The organism is Stappia stellulata DSM 5886 (assembly GCF_000423705.1).
Taxonomy (GTDB): domain Bacteria; phylum Pseudomonadota; class Alphaproteobacteria; order Rhizobiales; family Stappiaceae; genus Stappia; species Stappia stellulata.
The window spans coordinates 304712-329651 of the sequence record NZ_KE384083.1; the positions used below are offsets into that span (position 1 = coordinate 304712).

A 24940-nucleotide genomic window follows, 5' to 3' on the forward strand; every position below is an offset into this window, starting at 1 on the left:
TCGTTTTCCTGCTGTTGCGCCACCGCACGCTTCTCGCCGGAGGCGCCATCGTCACGCTGGTGCTGGTGGCGGCCCTCGTCTCGCTGGTGTGGACGCCCTATGCCATCGATGCGCTTTCGGTCGCCGACCGGCTCAAGGGATCCTCGCTGGCGCATCCCCTCGGCACGGATCAATACGGCCGCGACATGCTGTCGATGCTGATGGTGGGCGCGCGCACGTCCATTGCGGTGGCGCTTGTCGCTGTGGGCATCGGCGTTTGCGTCGGCGTCCCGCTGGGGCTGATCGCCGCCGCGCGTGGCGGATGGCTGGACGAGGGACTGATGCGGGTCAACGACCTCATCTTCGCCTTTCCCGCGCTTCTGTCGGCTGTCATGATCACTGCCTTGTTCGGCGCCGGCGCGGTCAATGCGATCATCGCCATCGGCATCTTCAACATCCCCGTCTTCGCGCGCGTCGCCCGCGGCGGCGCGCTCGCTACCAAGTCGCGGGAATTCGTGCTGGCCGCGCGGGTTTCGGGCAAGGGCGAAATCCGCATCATCGTCGAACACATCCTGCCCAATATCGCCAACCTCCTGATCGTGCAGGGCACGATCCAGTTCTCCCTCGGCATTCTTGCGGAAGCCGGGCTCTCCTATGTTGGCCTCGGCGCACAGCCGCCACTCGCCTCCTGGGGGCGCATGCTGAACGAGGCGCAGACAATGATGATGCTGGCACCGACGCTTGCGCTCTACCCGGGGCTTGCCATTGTCGTCACGGTGATCGGGCTCAACCTGCTCGGCGACGGCTTGCGCGACCTGCTGGACCCGCGCCTGAAACGGCGGGTGGCCTGACATGCTGTTCCAGGCGCGCGACCTGAGGGTCGGCATTCACGGAAAACAGATCCTGAAATCCGTCAATTTCGAAATCGATGCCGGAGAAACGCTCGGCCTTGTCGGCGAGAGCGGCTCCGGCAAGTCGATGACGGCACTGGCCGCAATGGGGCTTCTGCCGCATGGCGCCGCCGCCGGGGGCGGCCTGCTCTACGACGGTCGCGACCTCCTGCAATTGCGCGACGCGGAGATGTGCCGCTTGCGCGGGCGACGGATCGGCATGGTGTTTCAGGAACCGATGACCGCGCTGAACCCGGTCAAGACCATCGGCGAGCAGATTGCCGAAGGGATCTTCTGGCACATGCGCGTGCCCCGCGCCGTTGCGGCGGAGCGGGCCCGCGGGTTGCTCGACCGGGTGGGTCTGACGCGGGCGCGGGTGACCGGCGAGCGCTATCCGCATCAGCTCTCCGGCGGGCAACGCCAGCGCGTGGTGATCGCCATGGCAATTGCCTGCAGCCCCGACCTCCTGATCGCGGATGAACCGACGACCGCGTTGGACGTCACCATTCAGGCGCAGATCCTCGCGCTCATTCAGGAGATCGTCGACGAAAACCGGATGGGTTGTCTGCTGATCAGCCACGACCTCGCCGTGGTGGCGCAAATGGCGGACCGCGTGGCGATCATGCGCGACGGAGAGATCGTGGAAAGCGGCCCGACAGGCTCGCTCTTCGCCAATCTCACGCATCCCTATTCCAGGGCGCTGTTGGCGGCGTCCAACCATGTCCCGACCCGCGCCCGGCGACCGATCCGGCCAGGGCGCGCGGCCTCCGACGAATTGCTTCTGAGCGCGCGCGACATCGTTCGCAGCTACCCGCAACCGCGCACGCGTTTCTTCGAAAAACCGCGCCGGCTGAGCGCCGTCAAGGGCGTGAGCTTCGACATTCGCGCCGGCCAGAGCATCGGCCTTGTCGGGGAATCCGGCTGCGGCAAGTCCACGTTGGCGCGCACGCTGCTGGCGCTCGAGGCGCCCGACAGCGGCAGCCTGTCGGTCCTGGGCCGCGATCCGTTTTCCGCGACCGGCGATGCGCGCGAGGCGGTGCACCGGGCCGTTCAGGTGGTGTTTCAGGATCCTTACGGCAGTTTCAATCCGCGCCATCGCATCGGCCGGGTGGTGGCGGAGCCGCTGCATCTGCTGCGTGGGGAAATCGGAGCGGATGAAAAGCGCGACCGCGTCGCACAGGCCCTGGGCGAAGTGGGCCTGAGTGCCGGGGATGCGAGCAAATATCCGCATGAGTTTTCCGGCGGCCAGCGCCAGCGCATAGCGATCGCGCGCGCCCTGGTCACGCGGCCGCGCCTGATCATCGCCGACGAGCCGGTCTCCGCGCTGGACGTGTCGATCAGAGCGCAGGTGCTCGATCTGCTGGCCGGCTTGCGCGCCAGGCTCGGCCTCGCCTATCTGTTCATCTCGCATGATTTGAGCGTGGTGCGCGCGATCACCGACGAGGTGATGGTGATGAACGGCGGAAAGATCGTGGAGCGCGGACGCACGGCACGCGTCTTCGACCACCCCCGGCACCCGTACACGCGCATGCTCGTTGCCGCCGCACCGGACCTCAAGACGGCGCTTGCGGCGCGCCGGGCACGGGACGCCGAGCGACAGGGAGACACCGAAACGCCATGACGCAGGACACATCGCGGCGGCTCAGGATCGGGATCGACTGGGGCGGCACCAAGATGGAGGCGATCGCGCTCGGAGCCGACGGCGCGGAGCGGTTCCGCCAGCGGGTTGCAACCCCGCGCGACGACTACGCGGGCTGCATCCGCGCGGTTGTCGCCCTGGTGGAGGCGGCCGAAGCCGCGACCGGCGAAAACGGCAGCGTCGGGCTGGGCATTCCCGGCTCGCTCTCGCCGGCCACAGGTCTCGTCAAGAACGCCAATTCCACCTGGATGAACGGACAGCCGCTCGACCGGGATCTGGAGGCCGCACTCGCACGACCCGTCAGGATCCAGAACGACGCGAATTGTCTGGCTGTTTCGGAAGCGACCGACGGTGCTGGGGCGGGCGTGCATGTCGTCCATGCCATCATCATCGGCACGGGGTGCGGTTCCGGGATCGCCATCGACGGCGCGGCCCATCGCGGCGCAAACGGCATCGGCGGCGAATGGGGCAATATCCCGGTGCCCTGGATGCGCGAGGACGAGTTTCCCGGTCCCAATTGCTGGACGGGCCATCGCGGCACCATCGACCGGATGTGCTCCGGAACCGGCTTCCAGTGGGACTACGAACGCGCCACCGGCACATCGGCCACCGGACGCGAGATCGTCGCGCGGGCCCGCGCCGGAGAGCCGGAGGCGCAAGCCGCGCTGGAGCGTTACATCTCGCGACTGGCGCGGGCGATGGCAATGGTCGCCAACATTCTCGACCCGGACGTCTTCGTGCTCGGTGGCGGCATGTCGAATGTCGACGAGCTTTATGCGCAACTTCCGGACGCGATGGCTCCCTACATATTTTCCGACCAGTATTGCGTGCCGATCCGAAAGGCGAAGCACGGGGACAGTTCCGGCGTGCGCGGTGCCGCATGGCTCTGGAACGACTGACCTGCCCCTCCCCGACCGGGACAGGCTGTCCTATATCCTTGAAAAGCCCCCGGCCGGTCATCGCCGGGATGGCATGCGACAAAGGGAGGACAGCATGCGTCGTCTCGCAATTTCAACCGTGTCGGGCCTTGTTGCCTTCGCGGCCCTGCCGGTGGCAACTGCCATCGCCGAGGCGCGCGACTTCAAGATCGATCCGGCGCATTTTTCCATTGTTTTCAATGCACAGCACATCGATTATGCGCCAACCTGGGGCATGTTCCTGAAAGGCGAAGGCTCTTTCACCTTCGACGAGGACACCCGCACGCTGAGCGATCTCACGGTCACGATCCCCGCCGACAGCGTGTTTTCCAACAACGAGCGGCGCGATGGGCATTTGCGCTCCGACGACTTTCTTTCAGCCGAAACCCATCCCGACATCACCTTCGTGATGACCTCCGCCGAGGAAGAGACGGCGCGCAGCGGCACCGTGACCGGCGACCTGACCCTGCGCGGCGTGACACGTCCGGTGACGCTCGATGTCACCTTGAACAAGGTCGGCCCCTACCCCTTCGGCGACACCTATGTGATCGGCATCAGCGCGCGAACGACGCTGAAGCGGTCCGAGTTCGGAATGACATACGCGGTGGAAAACGGGCTGGTTGGCGACGAGGTGCCGATCCGCATCGATCTGGAGGCGATCCGGCAGTAGGGCGCGAAAGGCGCTCAGCCGGTCGCGGGCGCCGAAACGTCGCGCAGATGGCCGGTCTTCACGAAGACGCGCGCACCTTGCGCGCCGGCAACCGCATGCAATCTTGCGCCGACGGGAAGGCGAAGCCATCCGTCGCGCCCGAAGACCTCTACGCCATGGCGCAGGCTGCCGTCGAGAACCAGCGCTTCCGTGCCGCCGACGGCATCGAGGGAAACCTCCGCATCCGGCTCCCACTGTTCGACGCGCACATCCTCGCGGTCGTCGGCAAACAGCGGCAGAACCGAGACGCCCGGCCGGTCGCGATGGGGCACCGGTGCGGCCTTGTTGGTATCGACGATCACATGCGTCCGGTCGGCGGGGTCGAACTGCCAGAGCTTGACGAAAATGACGCAGCCGTCCTTAGAGGCGGGTGTGTGGCTGGATCCTGGCGGATTGCGCACATAAGTGCCGGCCGGATAGTCGCCGTGTTCGTCCTGGAAGACCCCTTCGAGCACGAAGAACTCCTCGCCGCCGCCATGGGTATGCGCGGAAAAGGCGCTTCCCGCGTCATAGCGCACGATCGAGGTGGCACGTGCCACCTCGTCGCCGATGCGGTCGAGCATCCGGCGGCTGACGCCGGGCATGGGCGAGGCCCGCCACTCAAGCTCGCCGGCGTGGATGGATGCCGGCGTTTTGAAGTCCGCGTTGAGATCCATCGTGATCGTCTCCTTCGACCGCCCGGGGGGAGGGTTTCGAAGCATCAGGATGGGGCGCTTCACCAGACGGTCAAGGGCAAACGCCCGCCGCCCTACACCCGGTTGAGGAGCCGCGCGCGGATCGTGCCCGACAACTTGCGGATTTCCTCCAGAAGCGTGACGGCGTTTTCGACCGGGCCGTCGGCGTCGAGCACGACGTAACCGACTTCACCGTCGGTCTGGTAATGCTGCGCGGCGATGTTGACCTTCCACTTGGCGAAGAGGTCGTTGAGCTTGCCGAGTTCACCGGGCGTATTGCGCTGCACCTGGATGAAGCGCGTGTTTTCGGTGCCCTTGGGCAGCTGCACCTGAGGGAAATTCACAGCGCCGATTGTCGAACCGACATCGGAATATTCCACCAGCCGACGGGCGACTTCCTCACCGATGCGCTCCTGCGCCTCTTCCGTCGAGCCGCCGACATGCGGCGTCAGGATGACATTGTCCAGACCGCGAAGCGGCGAGAGAAATTCCTCGTCGTTCGACTTCGGCTCGCTCGGGAAAACATCGACGGCAGCACCCGCCAGATGGCCCGACTTCAGCGCATCGGCGAGCGCGTCGATATCGAGCACGGTGCCGCGCGCGTTGTTGATGAGATAGGCGCCCTTCTTCATGGCGGCGATCTCCGCGCGTCCGATCATGCCGCGCGTTTCAGGTGTTTGCGGCAAATGAAGCGACACGACATCGGAGGCTTCCAGAAGCGCGTGCAGCGTCCCGGTCGGCTCGACATTGCCGTGACGCAGCTTGTCGGTCTGGTCGAAGTAGATCACCCGCATGCCCATCGCCTCGGCGAGCATGGAGAGCTGCGAGCCGATGTTGCCGTAGCCGACGATACCGAGCGTCTTGCCCCGCACCTCGTTGCTGCCGGCCGCACTCTTCAGCCAGCGGCCGTTGTGGGCGGCCATCGACTTCTGGAAACTGCCGCGCATCAGCATGACGATTTCGGCAACCGTCAGTTCGGCGACGCTGCGCGTGTTGGAAAACGGGGCGTTGAAGACGGTGATGCCGCGCCGATTGGCCGAAACCAGGTCGACCTGATTGGTTCCGACGGAAAAGCAGCCGACCGCAACCAGCGTTTGCGCGGCTTCAAGGATCTCCGCATCGACCTGGGTGCGCGAGCGGATCCCGAGGATGTGAACGCCCTGCAGCGCCTCTTTCAGGGCGTCCTTGTCGAGCGCGGTCTTGAGAAGCTGAACGTTGGTGTAGCCGGAGGCGGCGAGCACGTCGGTAGCCGACGGGCTGATGCCCTCAAGCAGCAACCAGCGGATCTGGTCCTTGGGGCGAGACAGACCGGTGTTCATGAGCGTTTCCGTGATCCTGGGACAGGCGGGCGGCAGAGCGCGCGCGACAGATTGCGCTCTCCTGCCCTGTCCGCGCCCAAAATTCAACTGTCGCCAGGTGGAAATGCAGATCTAGCCGAGCGCGACCCAATCGCGCAGGTCGCGCAGGAAGCGGGTGAGACGTTCCCTGGTGTCCGCGAAATCCGCCGTCTTCTCATAGGTCTCGACGTTCATGTAGAGCGCGCGATTGACCTCGATCTGAAGGCTGTGGACACCGTTTTCCGGACCGCCGTGCCGCGCCAGGATCTCCGCGCCCTTGAAGGGATCGTTGATCGCAACGGAGAATCCGAGACCTTCCAGGATCCGGCGGGCCTCCCCGAGGAAGCCGGCGGCGCAACTGCGGCCCTCGCGGTCGGACAGAACGATGTCGGGACGCAAATCCCCGGTCTCGTCTTCATGCATCGCGTTGGCGACCGGCTGCATCGAGTGGAGGTCGAGGTGATAGACCGCGGCGGCGGCGCCGCGTGTCTCGGTCAGAAGTTCCGCAAGCGCCGCATGATAGGGTCGCCAGCAGCGCGCCAGACGCGCCTCGTAGTCGGCGCGCGCGAGCGGCGACGCCAGCAGCGGCGCGCCGTCCGGCGGCGTTGCGGTCCAGACCACGCCCTTGCCGAGCCGCGCCTTGGCGCCCGGGGCCAGCACCAGATCGTCGCCGTCGGCGAGCGTTTCGGGCGCGAGATCGTCGAAGGCGCGGTTCACGTCGCAATAGATCCGCCCGAAGCGGGCAACAAGCAGCGGCAGGCCGAGATCGGGTGCCGCCGAGAACAGTTCGTCGACATACATGTCTTCCGCCCGGCGGTAGAGCGACGGCGGCTGCAACGGGTCGAAATCGGCCGGGTAGACCGTGCCGGAATGCGGGCTGTCGAGCACAAGCGGCGCAAGCCCCCGCGCCGGCCGACGGATCTCGATCATGTCACCGTCGGCGGGCATGCCGTCTGCCATCCCCGCTACCCGTCGTTCAGGTGGCAGGCCGACAGACGCCCCGGCGCGATCTCGCGCAGCGCCGGCGTTTCCTCGCGGCAGCGGGCGAACGCATGCGGACAGCGCGGATGGAAATGACAGCCCTTCGGCGGATTGATCGGCGACGGGATCTCGCCCTTGATCGGTTGGAACACCCGCTTGCGCGTGTCGATGCGCGGGACTTCGTCCAGCAGCGCCTGGGCATAAGGATGGTTCGGTCCGGCGAACAGTTCTTCCGTCGGCGCGCTTTCCACCACGCGCCCCAGATACATGATCACCACCCGGTCGGAGAGGTGCTCCACGACGCCGAGGTCGTGCGAGATGAAGAGATAGGTGAGCCCAAGCTCCTCGCGCAGGTCCATGAACAGGTTGAGCACCTGTGCCTGGATCGAGACGTCGAGCGCGGCAATGCTTTCGTCGCAGACGAGGAAATCCGGCTCCACGGCCAATGCGCGGGCAATGCCGACGCGCTGGCGCTGACCACCGGAGAACTGGTGCGGATAGCGCATGCGAAAGCCCGGATCGAGACCGACCCGCAACAGCATCTTGTCGACATAGTCATCGACCTCGCCGGCGGAAATCAGCCCGTGCACGCGCGGGGCCTCGCCGACGATATCGCGCACGCGCATGCGCGGATTGAGCGAGGACATCGGATCCTGAAAGATCATCTGGATCTTCAAGAGGGCGTCGCGGCGCTCGGCTCCGCTCAGGGTCGAGACATCCTTGCCGCGCCAGAAGACCTTGCCGTCGCTCGCCGCATGGACGCCGGCGACGACGCGCCCGAGCGTGGACTTGCCGCAGCCGCTCTCGCCGACGAGGCCGACGACCTCGCCGTCGGCGATGTCCATCGAGACACGGTCGACCGCATGCACGACCTCCTCGCGCCGGTCGCCGCCGAAGAAGTTCACGATCTTCTCCGCGGTGTCCAGACGCTTGGCAAAGCGCTTGGAAACGCCGTCGAGCCGCATCAGGGGCTGCTTGCTCATGCCGAGCCTCCTTCGATCGCCGGCTCGTCCGCGCGATGCGGGTGATGACAACGCACCGCGCGGTCTCCTTCCGTCGGAACCAGCTCCGGCATCGCGGTGCAGAGGGAATCGGCACGCGGGCAGCGCGCAGCGAAACTGCACCCGGGCGGCAAGGCGAGCAACGACGGCGCCATGCCGGGGATCTGGGTCAGCCGACGACCGCGCCGGTTGTGGCTCGGCACGGAGCCGATCAGCCCGCGCGTATAGGGATGAAGCGGGCCGTCGAGCACCTCGCCCACCGGCCCTTCCTCGACGATCCGGCCGGCGTACATCACCGCAACGCGATCCGCGAGACCGCCGACGACGGCGAGGTCATGGGTGATCCAGATCATCGCAAGGCCGGTGTCGGCGCAGAGTTTCTGCACCTCGTAGAGGATCTGGGCCTGGATGGTGACATCGAGCGCGGTGGTGGGTTCGTCGGCGACAATCACGTCCGGCTCGTTCAGGAGCGCAATGGCGATGGCGACACGTTGGCGCATGCCGCCGGAAAACTGGTGCGGATAGGCGACGAGGCGCTCGTCCGGCGAGGGAATGCCGACGCGGGCAAGGGCGGCACGGGCGCGCTCGCGCGCGGCCTCCTCCGAGAGGTCCTCATGGGCACGGATTGCCTCGATCATCTGGGTGTCGACGCGCAGCACCGGATTGAGGGTCATCATCGGGTCCTGGAAGATCATTGCGATCTTGCGCCCGCGCAGGGACCGCCAGTCGCGCTCCGACTTGCCGACAAGCTCCTCACCGCCGAGACGGATCGATCCACCGACGACGCGCCCCGGCGCATCGACAAGCCCCATCAGCGAAAAACCGGTCACGGTCTTGCCCGAGCCGCTTTCGCCGACAAGGCCGAGGACCTCGCCGCGCGCCAGCGAAAAGGACACGCCGTCGACGGCACGCGCAACCCCGGCCTTGGTGAAAAAATGCGTCTTGAGGTCGGAGACCTCCAGGACGGGTGGTTCGCTCATTCCGTCCTCACTTTTGCAGTCGGGGGTTCAACACGTCGCGCAGCTGGTCGCCGACCATGTTGATGGAAACGATGGTGATCAGGAGGGCCACTCCGGGGAAGACGGCGATCCAGTACTTGCCCGACAGCATGTAGTCGAACCCGTTGGCGATCAGCAGCCCGAGCGAGGGTTCGGTCGGCGGCAGGCCGACGCCGAGGAAGGACAGCGTCGCCTCAAGCGCAATCGCATGCGCCGTCTGCACCGTGCCCACCACGATCAGCGGCGCGATGCAATTGGGCAGGATATGGCGGAAGACGATGCGCGCGTGACCGAGCCCGAGACAGGCTGCGGCCTCGACGTACTCGCGGCGGCGTTCGACAAGCGCCGAGGCGCGCACCGTGCGCGCGTAATAGGCCCATTGCGCCACGACCAGCGCGATGATGATCTTGTCGACGCCCTTGCCAAGGATCGCCAGCAGGATCAGCGCGATCAGCACGGCGGGAAGCGACAGCTGGAGGTCGACCACCCGCATGATCAGGTTTTCCGTGCGCCCGCCCGCATAGGCGGCCGCCAGCCCGACGCTCATGCCGACGATAATGGCGATGATCCCGGCCGCCACGCCCACGGACAGCGAGATGCGCAGTCCATAGAAGATCGCGGACAGCAGGTCGCGGCCCGCCCCGTCCGTGCCAAGCAGGAAAGGCGTGCCGTCCATCGCGTAGCTGCCCGGCGGCATGCGGGCGTCAAAGATCGACACGACGGCGAGATCGTAAGGGTCCTGCGGCGAAATCCAGGGCGCGAAGATCGCGATCAGGATGATCAGGAACAGAACGACCGCCGCTCCCACCGCGAGCGGACTGTCGCAATAATCCGACAGGAAACGTCGCAAGGGCGTGTCGACCGTGGCGGTTTGGGCCTCTGTGGTATCTGTCACGGTCGGGGTGTCCACTGGATCGCTGGCGCTCATGGGTCCACTCAGTTTCCGCGGTCGGCGAGCCGCACGCGCGGATCAAGAAGCGAATAGACGACGTCGACCAGGAGATTGATGATGACGAAGAGGAAGACGATCATCATCAGGTAGGCGACGATGACCGGTCGATCGAGCTGCTGGATGGATTCGATCAGGAGCTTGCCCATGCCGGGCCAGGCGAAAATGGTTTCCGTCACCACCGAGAAGGCGACGAGCGAGCCGAACTCCAGTCCGAGCACCGTCACGACGGGGATGAGGATGTTCTTGAGAAGGTGCACGCCGACGATGCGGTTGCGCGACAGCCCCTTGGCGCGGGCGAACTTGATGTAGTCCTGCAGCATCGCCTCGCGCGTGCCGGCCCGCGTCAGGCGGATGACGAGCGAGATCTTCAAGAGCGCCAGGTTCAGTGCCGGCAACGCCAGATGGCGCAACCCGTCGAGGGTCAGAAACGACAGTTTGACGCCGAACACATCGACGGTATCGCCGCGTCCGGTCGAGGGCAGCCAGCCAAGCACGACCGCAAAGACCATGATCATCATGATGCCGACCCAGAAGGTGGGCAGCGAGAAGCCCAGGATCGAGCCCGCCATGATCGTCTTGGAGGTCTTGCTGTCGGGATAGAGACCGGCATAAAGCCCGAGCGGAATGCCGAGAACGACGGCAAGAAGCAACGCGGAAAAGGCGAGCTCAAGCGTCGCGGGCATGCGCTGGAGAATGAGGCCCAGCGCGGATTCGCCAAAGACGAAGGACCGGCCGAGATCGCCCTGGATGGCACTGGTCATGAACGCCCAGAACTGTTCCCAGATCGGCCGGTCGAGGCCGAGTGCGCGCGTGACCTGGTCGATATCCGCCTGGTCCATGTCCGGCGACACGAACATGTAGACCGGATCGCCAACCATATGGATCCCGAAAAACACGATCATCGCCATGGCGACCATGACCAGCGCGCTTTGCAGCAGGCGGCGAAGAATGAAAACGCTCATGGGCCGGAGTATCCTGGACCGGAGTTCGAAGCCGCGACAATGACGGAATGAATGCGCAAGGCGGGACCCGGACTGCTGCTGGCAGGCGGCGAAGACGGCCGGGAATGCCCCGGCCGTCTTCGCCGATGCAGGATCAGTCTTTCACAACGCCATAGGCGACGGTGTACTCGTCCGTGCGGGGGATGTAGCTCAGCCCCTTGCGGCTCGCCCAGGTGTTGACCTGATAATGGATCGGAATGATCGCGAGATCCGCAATCGCCATTTCCGTTGCCTTCGCGAGCAGGTCCTGACGCTTGGCGTCATCGACCTCGGACAGGGCTTCCTCGATCACCGCATCGACGTCCGGGTTGGAATAGCGGCCGCGGTTGGCGGTGCCCATGCCCTTGTCCGGATTGTTCGTGGCGATCAAGGCGCGCAGCGGCGAAGAGGCCTCACCCGAACCTGCACCCCAGCCGACGAGGATCAGCGAAAACTCGGGCAGGCCATCGGCGCCGCGCGAGGCGCGGGAGAAGTAGACCGAACGCGGAAGGGTTTCGACCTGCGCCTTGATACCGACCCGGTTCAGCATCTGCGCGATGCCCTCGACGATCTTGGCATCGTTGACATAGCGGTCGTTGGGGCCGTGGATCGTCAGCTCGAAGCCGTCCGGCAAACCGGCCTCGGCGAGCAGCGCCTTCGCGGCCTCCGGATCATAGGTTTCCGGCTCCAGATTCTCGGATACGCCGAAAAAGCCTTCCGGCAGCAGCTGGCCGGCGGGAATGGAAAGGCCTTCCATCACACGGTCGCGGATCAGCTCGCGCGAAATCGCCTTGGAAATCGCCAGACGCACCTTCTGGTCCATCAGCGGGTTCTTGATGTCTCCGCCGCCGTTGGCCTTCACAAAGGGCGAGTTCTCGCGGAACTGGTCGATGTGGAGATAGATCACGCGGTTGGACACGCCCTGTGACAGGGTGACGTCGTCGCGGGCCTTCAGCGTCTCGATGTCGGTTGTCGGCACGCCGCCGATGACATCGACGTCGCCGGCGAGAAGTGCCGCGACGCGCGAGGGGCCGGACTTGATCGGCTTGATCGTGACCGTATCCCAGGTGGGCTTGTCGCCCCAGTAGTCGTCGTTGCCCTCAAGCACGATCCGGTCGCCGGGAACATATTCGACGAACTTGAAGGGACCGGTGCCGGCCGAGGCGACGCCGGAGTTGAACTCCTCCGTCGTGCCGTTGCAGCCCCCCTCATCGGAGATGATCGCGATGTTGCCGAGATCGTTGACCATCAGCGGATAGGGCTCTTCGGTCTTCACATGAACCGTGTAGTCGTCGATCTTTTCGAATGTCTTTCCCTTGATGTAGGTGGAAAAACTGGCCGGGGAGTTCGGCACCTCGGGCGCACGCTCGAAAGTGCAAATCACGTCATCGGCGTTGAAAGCGGTTCCGTCGTGGAAGGTCACGCCCTCGCGCAGCTTGAACTCCCAGGTCGTCGGGTTCACCGGCTCCCAGGAAACGGCAAGGCCCGGCTTGAAATTCTGCCGTTCGTCGGGATTGGCGAGGCGATCGAAGATCATGAAGCCCAACTGGTTGTTGGGGCCGAGATTGTGGAAATGCGGATCGACGGACGTCGCCTCGGAGGCCACGCCGATCGTAATGTCTTCGGCCGCGGCCGTGCCGGCCAGTGCGACTGTGGAACACGCCGCATAGAAAACCGCACGCACCAATGGCGCCTTGATGGATTTCATCAGGATAGTCTCCCCTCCGGATCCCTCTGGATTTCTTGAACAGACGGAGCGGGATCGGAACGCTCTCCGGCTGATGGCGGCCATCGTCATTTGCGCGACGGCTTCGGCTTGTTCAGAAAGCTATTATGCGATTATATAATGGACAAACGAAAAACGATAACCAAAAGACATAGCTCTATTCCTGTCGTAAATACCTACCTCCGAGGTTCCCATGACGCGCCCAGCGGGCGACGGCAGCCATCGAAACGGCCCGACCCTTCGCGAACTCGAAGTCCTGCGCGCGGTGATCACCGAGGGCAAGACGACGGCGGCCGCCCACAAGCTCGGCATCTCGCAGCCGGCCGTAAGCCGCGCCATCCAGCAGCTGGAGGCCCGCCTGGGCCGGGATCTGTTCCATCGCTCCGGCAACAAGATCCAGCCGACCTCCGAAGGCCTTGCCTTCAACGAGCAGATCGAACCGATCTTCGCGACTCTCGCCCGTCTGGAAACGACGGCAAGCGACGAGGGCAGCCCCACCCGGCTGCGAATTGCCGCGCCTCCCACGCTCAGCCATCACCTTCTGACCGGCCTGATGGCCGGCTTCCTCGACGCCCATCCGGACGCGAGCATTCATCTGGAAATCGGCATGTCGACCACCGTTGCCGCCGCGGTCGCCGACGAGAACGCCGATCTCGGCATCAGCGACCATCTGATCCAGCACGACGGGCTGCGCATGCATCCGTTTCGTCACGCCATCGCCCATGCGGCGATCCCGTCCGGGCACCGGCTCGCCGACAAGAGCGAGATCACGCCGGAGGACATGGCGGGCGAGCCTTTCATTGCTCTCACCCGCCGGTTTCACCAGCGCAATGTCTACGACCGGATCTTTACCGAGCGCGGCATTCACCGGGAGATCAAGGCGGAAACGGCGACGAGCATCGCCATTTGCGAGTTGGTTCGATCCGGCATCGGGCTGGGGCTCGTAAACCCCTTCCCGGTGTCTCAATGCGGGATCGAAGGGGTGGAATTCCGCCGGTTCGCGCCGCGCGTGGACTATCTGACCCAGTTTTTCATGCCATCCGGCAAGATCACGCCGATCGCGCAGCGGTTCATCGAACATGCCCGCCGCGCTGTCCCGGCCGACGCCTATTCACATCCGGCCTGACCCGCCGTGAAAGGACACACGACATGTTGACTTCAGCAAGACCCGTTGCGGCGCAGATCCTCGCCGATCTCGTGGGCTTCGATACCACCAGCCGCAACTCCAACCTCGCGCTGATCGCCTATGCCGAGGATTACCTGGCAAGGCGCGGTGTCTCGTCCACCCGCATTCCCGACGAAACCGGAGAAAAGGCGAACCTGCTTGCAACCATCGGCCCCCGCGATGTGCCCGGCTTCGTGCTGTCGGGGCATACCGACGTCGTGCCCGTCGACGGACAGGACTGGACCAGCGATCCGTTTTCGCTGGAAGAACGCGACGGCCTGCTCTACGGGCGCGGATCCTGCGACATGAAGGGGTTTTTGGCCTGCTGTCTTGCCAAGGTCGACGACATGCTGGCCCGCGACCTCAAGGCGCCGATCCATCTCGCCTTTTCCTATGACGAGGAAGTCGGCTGCAAGGGCGTGCCCAGCCTGATCCGCAAGCTGGTCGAGACCGTCGCCATGCCGCGCGCCTGTTTTGTCGGCGAGCCGACCGAGATGCAGGTGATCGTCGGCCACAAGGCGAAGCGTTCCTACAAGGCCGTCGTCACGGGCCGGACCTGCCATTCCTCGCTGGCGCCGCAGGGCGTCAACGCGGTCGATTATGCCGCCATGCTGGCGCTGAAGGTGCGCGAGATGGGCAAGACGCTGGCCAGCGGCATGAGCGACGATCTCTACGACGTTCCGGTCACCACCGCGCATACCGGCGTCCTGCAGGGCGGAACGGCGCTCAACATCGTACCGGACCGGGCGGAGCTGTCCTTCGAATTCCGCGCCCTGCCGGCAGAGGATGTCGATGCGCTGGTCGATGAGGTGATGCGCTACGCCCGCGAGGAGCTTGAGCCGGAGATGCAGGCCATCGCACCTGAAACCGGCATCGCCTTCGAGCAGATCTCCAGCTTCCCCGGCCTCGATACGGAAATCGACGCGGAGGTCACCCGGCTTGCCAAGCGTCTCGCGGGACGCAACGACCACGCCAAGGTCGCCTATGGCACGGAAGGCGGCCGTTTCGTGGAGATCGGCGCGGTGCCGACCGTCGTCATCGGTCCGGGGTCCATCGAGCAGGCGCACAAGGCGGACGAATTCATCGCCGTCTCCGAACTGGAGAAATGCGGGGCCTTCCTCGACAAGGTTCTCGACGAGGCCTGCGCCTGACATCCCTTTGCCTTTGCCATCCAAACCCACGGATTTGAACATGACAGCCGTTTCCGGAACGACGCCCGCGATCGAACTCACCAAGGTCGACATTGCCCCCTATCTCCCCGGCAATACCGGCATCGAGGGGGTCACCACGCTCGACAGCGGCAAGCCCGGTCCGCATGTGGCGATCTCGGCAATCGTGCATGGCAACGAGCTGTGCGGCCCGATCGCGCTCGACTGGCTGTTCAAACACGATGTCGCGCCGGTCCGGGGCAAGCTGTCGCTGGTCTTCGTCAATCTCGACGCCTACGCCCGTTTCGACCCGGCCGATCCCTTCGCCTCGCGCTGGGCGGATGAGGACATGAACCGGCTGTGGCAGGCTCCAACGCTCGATGACGACGCCTCGCTTGAACGGCGCCGCGCCCGCGTGCTCCGCCCGTTCTTCGATACCGTCGACCTGCTTCTGGACCTCCACTCCATGCAGCACGCGACGCCGCCGCTGATGCTCGCCGGACCGCTCGCCAAGGGACGCGAACTGGCGCGCGCCATCGGCATGCCGGAGCTTGTGGTGAGCGATGCCGGTCATGCGGCGGGCAAACGGTTGCGCGACTATGCGGATTTCTCCGACCCGACGAGCGAGCGCAATGCGCTTTTGGTGGAATGCGGCCAGCACTGGGAGGCAGAGGCCGCCGACGTCGCCATCGAGACGAGCCTGCGCTTTCTCCACGCAACGGGCGCGGTCGCTCCGGAGTTCGGCGCCGATTACCTTGCCGCGCGCGCCACGCCGGCAACGCAGCGTTTCATCGAGATCGCGGCGCCGATCACGATCACCACGGATTCGTTCCGCTTCACGCAGGACTTCATCGGCGGCGAAGTGATCGAGCGGGCCGGAACCGTGATCGCCCATGACGGTGGGGTATCCGTTGCGACGCCGGAGGACAACATGATGCTGATCATGCCGACGCGTCGCCTCGACAAGGGACTGACCGCCGTCAGACTGGGTCGGCTGGTCGACGGCACGCAGGATCCGAAGCCGGCCCCTCCGCTTACGGCATGATTCCGCCGTTGCACCGGCGCGCGCCTTGCGCTACTGAAAATACATGAGCGACATTCGGATCCTGAACAGCGGCTGGTGGTGGCGCGCCCTTTAAAGGCGGCAATCGACAGCGCGTGACCGGACGTCACTTGAAGCAAATCGAAAAAGCCGCCGCGGGGTCCCGCCGGCGGCTTTGTCATGTCTGGCGGCGGAAAAGGGCCCGGCGGCGCGGCAGAGGAAGAGACGGACATGTATACGGGACGCGAAATAAGCCTCGTCACCGGGGGCGGAATCGGCATCACCACGCGGGTGCGCGCCGCCGACTATGCGCAAGGCACTTCGCCCTGGATCGACCGGCTCGATGCCGAGCGCGGCGCGGTCTTCTCCTCCTCCTACGAATACCCCGGCCGCTACACGCGCTGGGACATGGCGCTGATCAATCCGCCGCTGGTGCTGGAATCGAACGACCGCGACGCGCACATCCAGGCGCTGAACGCACGCGGGCGCATTCTGCTCCCCGCCATCGAGGCCCATCTGCGCAAGCTTGAAGACCTGGAAAGCCTGACGCGCGACGGCGACCGGCTGGACATGCGCATCGCCCGGCCGACCCGCGCCTTTACCGAGGAAGAGCGTTCGCGCCAGCCCTCGGTCTTCTCCGTCATCCGCGCGATGAACGCGCTGTTTGCCTGCGACGACGAACATCTCGGCCTTTATGGCGCCTTCGGCTACGATCTTGCGTTCCAGTTCGAGCCGATCGAATTGTCGCTGGAGCGCCCCGAGGACCAACGCGACGTCGTGCTCTACCTGCCCGACGAGATCCTGCTGGTCGACCATTACGGCCGCAAGGCGCATGTGGTGGAATACGAGTTCACCGTCGACGGCGAAAGCACCGAGGGATTGACGCGCGACGGCACATCGCAAGCCTATAGTCCGGCCAAGGGCGATCCGGGCCGCGGCGATCACGTGCCCGGCGAATATGCGGAGCTGGTGCGCGCGGCAAAAGATCACTTCAAGCGCGGCGACCTGTTCGAGACCGTTCCCGGCCAGACGTTCTACGAGGCGTGCCCCGCCGCTCCTTCCGCCGTCTCCCGCCGGCTCACGGAGATCAATCCGTCCCCTTATGGCTTCTTCATCAACCTCGGCAATCAGGAGTACCTGGTCGGCGCGAGCCCGGAAATGTATGTGCGCGTTTCCGGCGGACGGCGGGTCGAGACCTGCCCGATTTCCGGCACGATCCGGCGCGGCAAGAACGCAATCGAGGACGAGGCGCAGATCCGCAAGCTGCTGAATTCCGCCAAGGACGAGGCGGAGCTTACGATGTGCTCCGACGTCGACCGCAACGACAAGAGCCGGATTTGCGATCCCGGCTCCGTGCGGGTGATCGGTCGGCGGCAGATTGAGTTATATTCCCGGCTGATCCACACCGTCGATCACATCGAGGGCATCCTGCGCGACGATCTCGACGCGCTTGACGCGTTCCTCTCCCACACATGGGCCGTTACCGTGACCGGCGCGCCGAAGCGCTGGGCGATGGACTTCATCGAACGCCATGAGAAAAGCCCGCGCGCCTGGTATGGCGGGGCCATCGGAGCCGTGCTGTTCAACGGCGACATGAACACCGGGCTGACGCTGCGCACCGTGCGCATCAAGGATGGCGTGGCACAGATCCGGGCCGGCGCGACCCTGCTCTACGACAGCATCCCGGAAGAAGAAGAGGCGGAAACAGAACTCAAGGCGGAAGCCATGCGCGCCGCCGTGCGCGAGGCCGGACAGGGACGCACCGCCATCGCCGGAGCCGAGGCAACGCTTCCCGGCAAGGGGCTGAAGATCCTGCTGGTCGACCATGAGGACAGTTTCGTCCACACGCTCGCCAACTACTTCCGCCAGACGGGCGCGGAGGTCGTGACCTACCGCTCACCCGTGTCGGACAGTGTCTTCCACGATGTCGCCCCGGATCTGGTCGTTCTCTCGCCCGGCCCCGGCAGTCCGTCGGACTTCGACTGCGCCGCCACCATCGGCCGGGCGCGGGCCCGGGCGTTGCCGATCTTCGGCGTGTGCCTCGGCCTTCAAGCGCTCACCGAGGCACTTGGCGGACAACTGGCGCAGCTCGACGTGCCGATGCACGGCAAGCCGTCGCCGGTCGGTTTCGAAGCCGGGTCGCTGCTGTTCGACGGGCTGTCGTCACCGGTGACCGTCGGGCGATACCATTCGCTGCATGCGGTGCGAGATACCTTGCCCGACGGCCTCCGCATCACCTGCGAGACGTCGGACGGGGTGATCATGGCGGTGGAGCATACCGAGGAGCCGATCGCCGCCGTGCAGTTCCATCCCGAATCGATCATGTCGCTCGATCAGGATGCCGGCCACCGGATCATCCAGAATGTGGTGACAAAACTCGTCCGCACGCGCGACGCGCGGCCAGGGGCCGCCGTCGCCTGATCAGCCCCGGTCTGCCTCGCCGAACCCGGAAAACCGGGTGAAGTCATCGACGGCTGCGCGCTCCGTGCGCAGCCGGTTGACCGGCGCGGCGGCGTCCATATGCCCGAGCGCGATGGCGCAAAACAGCATGTGTTCGGGCGGCGGCGAAAGATGCCCGCCCACCAGCGAATGCCACTGCGCCCAGGCCTCCTGGGCGCAGCTGTGCAGACCGTGCGCGCGTGCCGCCAGCATCACGCTTTGCAGGAACATGCCGCAGTCCGCCCATTGCGGCGGCCCCATGGTCCGGTCGAGATAGACGAAGAGACCGACCGGCGCGCCGAAGAGCTCGAAATTGCGCCGGAATTGCCGCCCCCGCGCCGCCTTGTCCTCGCGCGCAACGCCGATGGTCGCATAGAGGTCTTCCCCGGCCTTGAAGCGGCGCCAGGCATAGGGCTCCTTCAGATCCGGCGGATAGACGCGATACTCGCCGGGCTCCCCGCGCGGCATCTCGGCCATGCGCTCGCGCACGGCCTCAACCAGGCGCGCAAGCGGTTCGCCGGTCAGTGCATGCACGTGCCAGGGCTGGAGATTGCCGCCCGACGGCGCGCGCGAGGCCGCCCGCAGGATGTCGCGCACGACCCGCTCCGGCACCGCGTCGGGGCGAAAGGCCCGGCAACTGAAGCGACTGTCGAGCGCGTCCAGAACATCCATCGTCGGGCCATGTCGTTGGTGTGGCGGGTTCGTTGGCGTCAGACTATCCAACGGTCCAGGCACTGCAAGCGCGGCGTCATTCCGGCAGGATCGCCGTGCCCTCGATTTCCACCATCGCCTTGGCTTCAACGAGCGAGAGCACCTGCACCACCGCCATCGCCGGGAAATTGCGCCCCATGACGGAGCGATAGGCTGGCCCGAGGTCCTTCAGGCAGGCACGATAGGCCTCCATGTCGGTCACATACCAGGTCAGGCGGGCGATATGCTCCGGTCCACCGCCCGCCGCACGCACCACCGCCACGACGTTTTCCAGCGTCTGGCGCACCTGCTCGACAAAAACGTCGGAAAATGTGCCGTCCGGCGTCCAGCCGATCTGGCCTCCGGTCAGCGCCATGCGCCCCTCGCCCGCCATGCCGTTGGAATAGCCTCTTGGCTGCGGCCAGCCCTCCGGCTGAAGCGCAGTCAGCGGCGACGGCGCAGCGGCGCCGCTTGCGGGCATGGTCGGGGCGGTTTCGGCATTCTTGGTCATTCGCTCTTTCCGTTTTCAGGAGGCGGCGCGCGCGGAACCCGCGTCGCCCGATTCACTTGCCGCGATCTCGCGCAGGGCAAAGCGTTGCAACTTGCCGGTCTCGGTGCGCGGCAGTTCGGTGACGAACTCGATGGCGCGCGGGTATTTGTAGGGGGCGAGCTCCGCCTTGACGTAGTCCTGCAACGCCTTGGCCAGCGCCGCGTCGCCAACAATGCCGGGCTTGAGCACGACATAGGCCTTCACGATGCGGCCACGGTCGGGATCGGGTGCACCGACCACGCCGCATTCGGCAACATCGGGATGGGCAAGCAACGTACCTTCGACCTCTGGCCCGGCAATGTTGTAGCCCGACGAAACGATCATGTCGTCGGAGCGCGCCTGATACCAGAAGTAGCCGTCCGCATCGCGGATATAGGTGTCGCCGGTCACGTTCCAGCCGTCGATCACATAGTCTGCCTGGCGCCGATCCGCGAGATAGCGACAGCCCGTCGGCCCGCGCACGGCGAGACGCCCGGGCGTTCCGTCCGGGACCTCGCGGCCATCGGGTCCGATCACCTTCGCCTCATAACCGGGAACCGGCTTGCCGGTCGCGCCGGGGCGCACCTCGTCTTCGCGCGCGGCTATGAAGATATGCAGCAGCTCGGTCGCGCCGATCCCGTCGAGGATCTTGATCCCCGTCGCCGCGTGCCAGTCGTCCCAGGTCGCCTTGGGCAGCGCCTCGCCGGCGGAGACGCATTTGCGCAGGGACGAAAGATCGGCATCTCCCCGTTTCGCCAGGATCGCGCGATAGGCGGTCGGCGCGGTAAAGACCACCGTCGGGCGCATCTCGGGGATGGCGGCCAGAAGCTCGTCCGGCCCGGCCCTTTCCAGCAAGATCGCGGTCGCGCCGGCGCGGAAGGGAAAGAGCACCAGACCGCCGAGGCCAAAGGTAAAGGCGAGCGGCGGCGAGCCGATGAACACATCGCTTTCCACCGGGCGCAAGACCTCGCGCGAGTAACAGTCGCAGATCGCCAGCATGTCGCGATGGTAATGCATCGTCGCCTTCGGCTCGCCGGTGGTGCCGGAGGTGAAGCCGAGCAGGCAGACGTCATCGGCCGCGGTATCGCAGGCGGTAAAGACCGGCGAGGCGGTCGACATGCGGGCCTCAAGCGTTTCGGCCCCCTCGCCTCCACTGTAGAGGATGTGCTCCAGACGATCGGTGCGCTTGCGCGTCAGCTCGATTTCCTCGGCCAGACGATGATCGCAAATGGCGATCGAAAGCTCCGCCTTGTCGGCGATCACCGCCAGTTCCTTGGCGCGCAAAAGCGGCATGGTGGCGACGACGACACCGCCGGCCTTGAGTACGGCGAAATAGACCGCCGTCATCATCGGGGTGTTGGGGAAGCGCAGGAGGACCCGGTTTCCGGGCTTCAATGCAAAGTCTTCGACCAGCACATTGGCGATGCGATTGACCGTCTCGGCAAGCTCCGCGTAGGTCCAGCTCAGGGTCGGCGAGACCAGAGCCGGCTTGTCCCCGCGCCCCTCGGCAACGTTGCGGTCGAGCAGTTCGCTCGCGCAGTTCAGCCGCTCGGGATAACCGAGACGGTCGAGATTGATGAACTCCGGCCACATTTCCTGCGGGGGAAGATTGTCCCGGGTGAATGTGTCGAGATGCGCTGACTGTGCCATGCGGCTCTCCTCTGGATCGGTGTCAACGGCCGGTTGTCCGGCGCTTTTTCCTGGTCTTATTCGGCAGCGGCGGATGCGGTTTGCGCGCGCGCCGCGTGATCGGCAATCGCCTGGCGGGCGATCACCACCTTCTGGATTTCCGTCGCGCCCTCGTAGATGCGAAGCGCGCGGACGTCGCGATAGAGTTCCTCGATCTTGGTACCGACCCGAACGCCGTTTCCGCCATGAAGCTGGACCGCACTGTCGACGACCCTTTGCGCGTTTTCCGTCGCGACCATCTTGGCAAGCGCCGCCTCACGGGTGACGCGGGCAGCCCCCATGTCCTTGGTCCAGGCGGCGCGGTAGACGAGAAGGGCCGCCGCATCGACATCGGCAATCATGTCGGCAAGCCGCCCTTGCGTCATTTGCAGATCGGCGAGCGGCGCACCGAACAGCTGGCGGCGGGTGGTGTGATCGAGGGTTTCGTCCAGCGCCCGACGGGCAAAGCCGAGTGCGGCCGCGCCGACGGTGGAGCGGAAGATGTCGAGCGTCGCCATCGCCACCTTGAACCCCTCGCCGCCCTTGCCGAGACGGGCGGTGACGGGAACGCGCACGTTCTCGAAACCAAGTGTGGCAAGCGGATGCGGGGCAACCGTGTCGATGCGCTCGCGAACCGAGAAACCGGGGGCGTCGGCATCGACCACAAAGGCGGAAAGCCCACGCGCACCCGGCGCTTCTCCGGTCCTTGCGAACACGACATAATGATCGGCGATGCCGCCGTTCGAGATCCAGGTCTTCTCTCCGGTGATCCGGACATGATCCGGCCCGTCCGGGTCCGCGACGGTTGCAAGGGCCGCGACATCGGAGCCGGCCTCCGGTTCCGACAGCGCGAAAGCGGCGAGTTTTTCTCCGCGTCCGACCGGCGGCAGGTAGCGATCCTTCAGGGCATCCGAGCCGAAGAGCGAAATCGATCCGGTGCCAAGCCCCTGCATGGCGAAGGCGAAATCGGCAAGCCCCGTGTGGCGGGCCAGCGTTTCGCGCGCGATGCAAAGCCGACGCACATCAAGCCTTTCGCTCAAACCGCCATAGGCACCGGGCACCGCCGCCTTGAGAATGCCGGCCTTTCCCAGTGCCGCGACCAGCCGGCGGCACGACGCATCCACGTCGTGATGATCGACCAGGCCTTCCGCATTGTCGCGCGCCCATGCCTCGACCTCGGCGGCAAAGGCACGATGGCTGTCGTCGAAGAACGGCCAGTCCAGGAAGCTTGTGTCAGTCATGGCGAAATCCTTGCGAAAAGCCGGCCTCAATTGCCTTCGAACACGGGCGTCTGCTTGGCGGCAAAGGCCTCGAAGGCGCGGCGGTAGTCCTCGGTCTTCATGCAGACCGCCTGGGCGAGCGCCTCCGCCTCGATCGCCTGATCGATCGACATGTCCCATTCCATGTGCATCATCCGCTTGGTCATGGAGTTGGCAAAGGTCGGTCCGGCGGACAGGCTGTCGGCGAGCGCGCACGCCTCCGACAGGACCGCGTCGCTGTCGACCAGGCGGTTGAAGAAGCCCCAGCGCTCGGCCTCCTCGCCGCTCATGACGCGCCCCGTGTAGAGAAGCTCAGAGGCGCGGCCGTGGCCGATGATGCGCGGCAGGATCGCGCAGGCGCCCATGTCGCAGCCGGCAAGACCGACGCGGTTGAACAGGAAGGCGACCTTGGCCTTCGCCGTGCCGACACGCAGATCGGATGCCATGGCAATGATCGCGCCCGCCCCGACGCAGACCCCGTCGATTCCCGCCACAATCGGCTGCGGACAGGCCCGCATCGCCTTTACCAGTTCACCGGTCATCCGCGTGAATTGCATCAGCCCCGGCATGTCGCGCGACAGCAGCGGCTCGATGATCTCGAACACATCCCCGCCGGAGCAGAAATTGCCCCCGGCACCGGTCACGACGATGGTCTTGACCTCCTCGTCGAACTGCAGCGCGCGAAACAGATCGCGCAGCTCCGCATAGGACTGGAACGTCAGCGGGTTCTTGCGGTCCGGGCGGTTCAGCGTGATTGTCGCCGTCTTGCCGGCGACCTCCAGCAGGAAGTGTTCGGGCCGGTACTCCCGCACGGGAAGCGTGATGGCATAGGTTTCCTGCGGGGCGACGTCAGCCATCTGCGGTGTCCTTTTTCGGCAATGTTGCGTTTTGGGAGAGTTGCGGCGGGCCGTCGGCCACCTCGCGCGCGGAGGATTTCGCCTTTGCCAGCAGCGCCATCAGCGTGTCGATATCGCCGGCGTCCAGGCCACCGAACAGGTCGGCCACCCAGTCCGCGTGGGCCGCCGCCATTGTCTCGAAGCTTGCACGCCCGCGCGCCGTAAGACTGACCAGCGACGAACGGCGGTCGCCGGGCGCGGGGCGCCGCTCGACGATCCCGTCCTGCACGAGACGTTCGACCAGTCCCGTTACATTGCCCGCCGACACCATCATGCGGCGCGACAGATCGCCGAGCGTCAGGCCGTCGGGGGCCTTTTCCAGCTGCGCCATGAGATCGAAGCGCGGCAGCGTCACGTCGAAGCGGGTGCGCAACAGCGAACGGATCTCGTTCTCGATCAGATTCGTGCAGGTGAGCATCCTGAGCCATAGCCGCAGCTCGGCACGGTGATCGCCACTGCCCTGCACCCGGGTTTCCGCATCAATCGCTTCCGGAAAGCCTTCGTTCACGAGCTCTTCCATACGTGCCTCACATCACTTCGCCGCCGGCGACCGCCAGCGACTGACCGGTAAACGAGCGGGCGCCGTCGCCGGTCAGCCAGACCACGCAATCGGCGACTTCCTGGGGATCGATCAGGCGTTTCTGGGGATTGTCGCTCACCATCTCGGCGACAATCTCCGCCTCACTGCGGCCGGTTTTTTCCTGAATGCGGGCAACGCTCTCGCGCACGAGATCCGTATCGGCAAAGCCGGGGCAGACGGCATTGACCGTCACGCCGGTTTCCGCCGTCTCCAGCGCAAGCGCCTTTGTCAGTCCGACCACCGCGTGTTTCGCCGCGACATAGGCTGAGACATAGCGGTAGCCCTTCAGGCCGGCGGTGGAGGCGATGTTGACGATCCGCCCCGTTCCGGCCGCAATCATGCCCGGCAGCACGGCATGGCAGGCCGTCACCACACTCTCCAGATTGACAGAGAGCATGCGCTGGAATTGCTCGGGCGGCGCTTTCAGGAACGGCGCGCTCTCCGCCGCGCCCGCGTTGTTCACCAGGATCGAAACCCCGCCGTGGTCATCTTCCGCCGCGCGGATCGCCGCGGTCAGCCCGTCCCGGTCGGCTACATCCGCTGAGACGAAGCCGGCCGCGCCAATGGTTTTCGCCACCTGTTCGGCGCGCGTGGAATTGCGTCCGAGGATCGTCACGAGCGCGCCTTCGCCGACCAGGCGCTTCGCAATCGCGACGCCTATTCCGCGGCTGCCCCCGGTCACAAGCGCATGACGGCCGTGCAACTGTCCCTGGGTCATGGCATGCGACTCCCTTTGCTGCC

At 65.5% G+C, this 24940-nt stretch carries 23 protein-coding genes; 8 read left to right on the top strand and 15 right to left on the bottom strand.

What is annotated here, in order from left to right; genetic code table 11:
* Positions 1 to 11 precede the first annotated feature (11 nt).
* From G572_RS0118515 to G572_RS0118530, 4 genes are all read left to right on the top strand, one after another.
* Positions 12 to 830, top strand: coding sequence for an ABC transporter permease (locus G572_RS0118515; RefSeq protein WP_245566276.1), 819 nt, complete (start codon positions 12 to 14; stop codon positions 828 to 830).
* Position 831: 1 nt separating this feature from the next.
* Positions 832 to 2490, top strand: a complete 1659-nt coding sequence (locus tag G572_RS0118520; RefSeq protein WP_037547434.1) for an ABC transporter ATP-binding protein — start codon at positions 832 to 834, stop codon at positions 2488 to 2490.
* Complete coding sequence (locus G572_RS0118525; RefSeq protein ID WP_029059752.1) at positions 2487 to 3407, top strand: ROK family protein; 921 nt, start codon at positions 2487 to 2489, stop codon at positions 3405 to 3407. Before G572_RS0118520 ends, G572_RS0118525 begins: the two co-directional genes overlap by 4 nt.
* A gap of 94 nt (positions 3408 to 3501) precedes the next feature.
* On the top strand, positions 3502 to 4095 hold the full coding sequence (locus tag G572_RS0118530) for a YceI family protein (protein ID WP_029059753.1): 594 nt from the start codon (positions 3502 to 3504) through the stop codon (positions 4093 to 4095).
* Between the two features lie 14 nt (positions 4096 to 4109).
* Here G572_RS0118530 and G572_RS0118535 read toward each other — a convergent pair whose 3' ends face one another.
* The 8 genes from G572_RS0118535 to G572_RS0118570 form a co-directional block, all read right to left on the bottom strand.
* Positions 4110 to 4790 (bottom strand): cupin domain-containing protein, encoded by a 681-nt coding sequence (locus G572_RS0118535; RefSeq protein ID WP_029059754.1) that lies wholly within the window; start codon positions 4788 to 4790, stop codon positions 4110 to 4112.
* A gap of 92 nt (positions 4791 to 4882) precedes the next feature.
* Complete coding sequence (serA, locus tag G572_RS0118540; RefSeq protein WP_029059755.1) at positions 4883 to 6127, bottom strand: phosphoglycerate dehydrogenase; 1245 nt, start codon at positions 6125 to 6127, stop codon at positions 4883 to 4885.
* Positions 6128 to 6238: 111 nt separating this feature from the next.
* On the bottom strand, positions 6239 to 7093 hold the full coding sequence (locus G572_RS0118545) for an N-formylglutamate amidohydrolase (protein ID WP_169391336.1): 855 nt from the start codon (positions 7091 to 7093) through the stop codon (positions 6239 to 6241).
* Between the two features lie 17 nt (positions 7094 to 7110).
* Entirely contained in the window at positions 7111 to 8109 is a 999-nt protein-coding gene (locus G572_RS0118550) for an ABC transporter ATP-binding protein (protein ID WP_029059757.1), read from the bottom strand.
* Positions 8106 to 9107: an ABC transporter ATP-binding protein gene (locus G572_RS0118555; protein WP_029059758.1), complete on the bottom strand. Its 1002-nt coding sequence runs from the start codon at positions 9105 to 9107 to the stop codon at positions 8106 to 8108. The genes G572_RS0118550 and G572_RS0118555 overlap by 4 nt, the downstream gene beginning before the upstream one ends.
* A gap of 7 nt (positions 9108 to 9114) precedes the next feature.
* On the bottom strand, positions 9115 to 10020 hold the full coding sequence (locus G572_RS0118560; RefSeq protein ID WP_029059759.1) for an ABC transporter permease: 906 nt from the start codon (positions 10018 to 10020) through the stop codon (positions 9115 to 9117).
* A gap of 41 nt (positions 10021 to 10061) precedes the next feature.
* The gene (locus tag G572_RS0118565) at positions 10062 to 11039 is read right to left on the bottom strand and encodes an ABC transporter permease (protein WP_029059760.1); all 978 of its coding nucleotides are present in this window, start codon (positions 11037 to 11039) and stop codon (positions 10062 to 10064) included.
* 133 nt (positions 11040 to 11172) lie between these two features.
* Positions 11173 to 12765, bottom strand: coding sequence for an ABC transporter substrate-binding protein (locus tag G572_RS0118570; RefSeq protein WP_051242723.1), 1593 nt, complete (start codon positions 12763 to 12765; stop codon positions 11173 to 11175).
* 211 nt (positions 12766 to 12976) lie between these two features.
* Here G572_RS0118570 and G572_RS24645 point away from each other — a divergent pair, with 211 nt between their 5' ends.
* From G572_RS24645 to G572_RS0118590, 4 genes are all read left to right on the top strand, one after another.
* Entirely contained in the window at positions 12977 to 13909 is a 933-nt protein-coding gene (locus G572_RS24645) for a LysR substrate-binding domain-containing protein (protein WP_051242726.1), read from the top strand.
* 23 nt (positions 13910 to 13932) lie between these two features.
* Positions 13933 to 15099, top strand: coding sequence for an acetylornithine deacetylase (argE, locus tag G572_RS0118580; RefSeq protein WP_208979154.1), 1167 nt, complete (start codon positions 13933 to 13935; stop codon positions 15097 to 15099).
* A gap of 40 nt (positions 15100 to 15139) precedes the next feature.
* Positions 15140 to 16141 (top strand): M14 family metallopeptidase, encoded by a 1002-nt coding sequence (locus tag G572_RS24650; protein WP_037547436.1) that lies wholly within the window; start codon positions 15140 to 15142, stop codon positions 16139 to 16141.
* A 228-nt stretch (positions 16142 to 16369) separates the two neighbouring features.
* Positions 16370 to 18559, top strand: a complete 2190-nt coding sequence (locus G572_RS0118590; RefSeq protein WP_029059763.1) for an anthranilate synthase component I — start codon at positions 16370 to 16372, stop codon at positions 18557 to 18559.
* On the opposite strand, the gene G572_RS0118595 is transcribed toward G572_RS0118590, so the two are convergent.
* From G572_RS0118595 to G572_RS0118625, 7 genes are all read right to left on the bottom strand, one after another.
* Complete coding sequence (locus G572_RS0118595) at positions 18560 to 19249, bottom strand: nitroreductase (protein ID WP_029059764.1); 690 nt, start codon at positions 19247 to 19249, stop codon at positions 18560 to 18562. It abuts the gene before it with no gap.
* A 76-nt stretch (positions 19250 to 19325) separates the two neighbouring features.
* Positions 19326 to 19778, bottom strand: coding sequence for a RidA family protein (locus G572_RS0118600; RefSeq protein WP_156884730.1), 453 nt, complete (start codon positions 19776 to 19778; stop codon positions 19326 to 19328).
* 15 nt (positions 19779 to 19793) lie between these two features.
* Positions 19794 to 21446: a benzoate-CoA ligase family protein gene (locus G572_RS24655; RefSeq protein ID WP_037547438.1), complete on the bottom strand. Its 1653-nt coding sequence runs from the start codon at positions 21444 to 21446 to the stop codon at positions 19794 to 19796.
* A gap of 56 nt (positions 21447 to 21502) precedes the next feature.
* Positions 21503 to 22705 (bottom strand): acyl-CoA dehydrogenase family protein, encoded by a 1203-nt coding sequence (locus G572_RS0118610; protein WP_029059766.1) that lies wholly within the window; start codon positions 22703 to 22705, stop codon positions 21503 to 21505.
* A gap of 26 nt (positions 22706 to 22731) precedes the next feature.
* Positions 22732 to 23580 carry an enoyl-CoA hydratase family protein gene (locus G572_RS0118615; protein WP_037547440.1) on the bottom strand — a complete coding sequence of 283 codons (849 nt, stop codon included), beginning with the start codon at positions 23578 to 23580 and terminating at the stop codon, positions 22732 to 22734.
* The gene (locus G572_RS24660) at positions 23573 to 24139 is read right to left on the bottom strand and encodes a MarR family winged helix-turn-helix transcriptional regulator (protein WP_084650346.1); all 567 of its coding nucleotides are present in this window, start codon (positions 24137 to 24139) and stop codon (positions 23573 to 23575) included. Before G572_RS24660 ends, G572_RS0118615 begins: the two co-directional genes overlap by 8 nt.
* A gap of 7 nt (positions 24140 to 24146) precedes the next feature.
* Complete coding sequence (locus tag G572_RS0118625; protein WP_029059768.1) at positions 24147 to 24917, bottom strand: SDR family NAD(P)-dependent oxidoreductase; 771 nt, start codon at positions 24915 to 24917, stop codon at positions 24147 to 24149.
* Positions 24918 to 24940 lie beyond the last annotated feature (23 nt).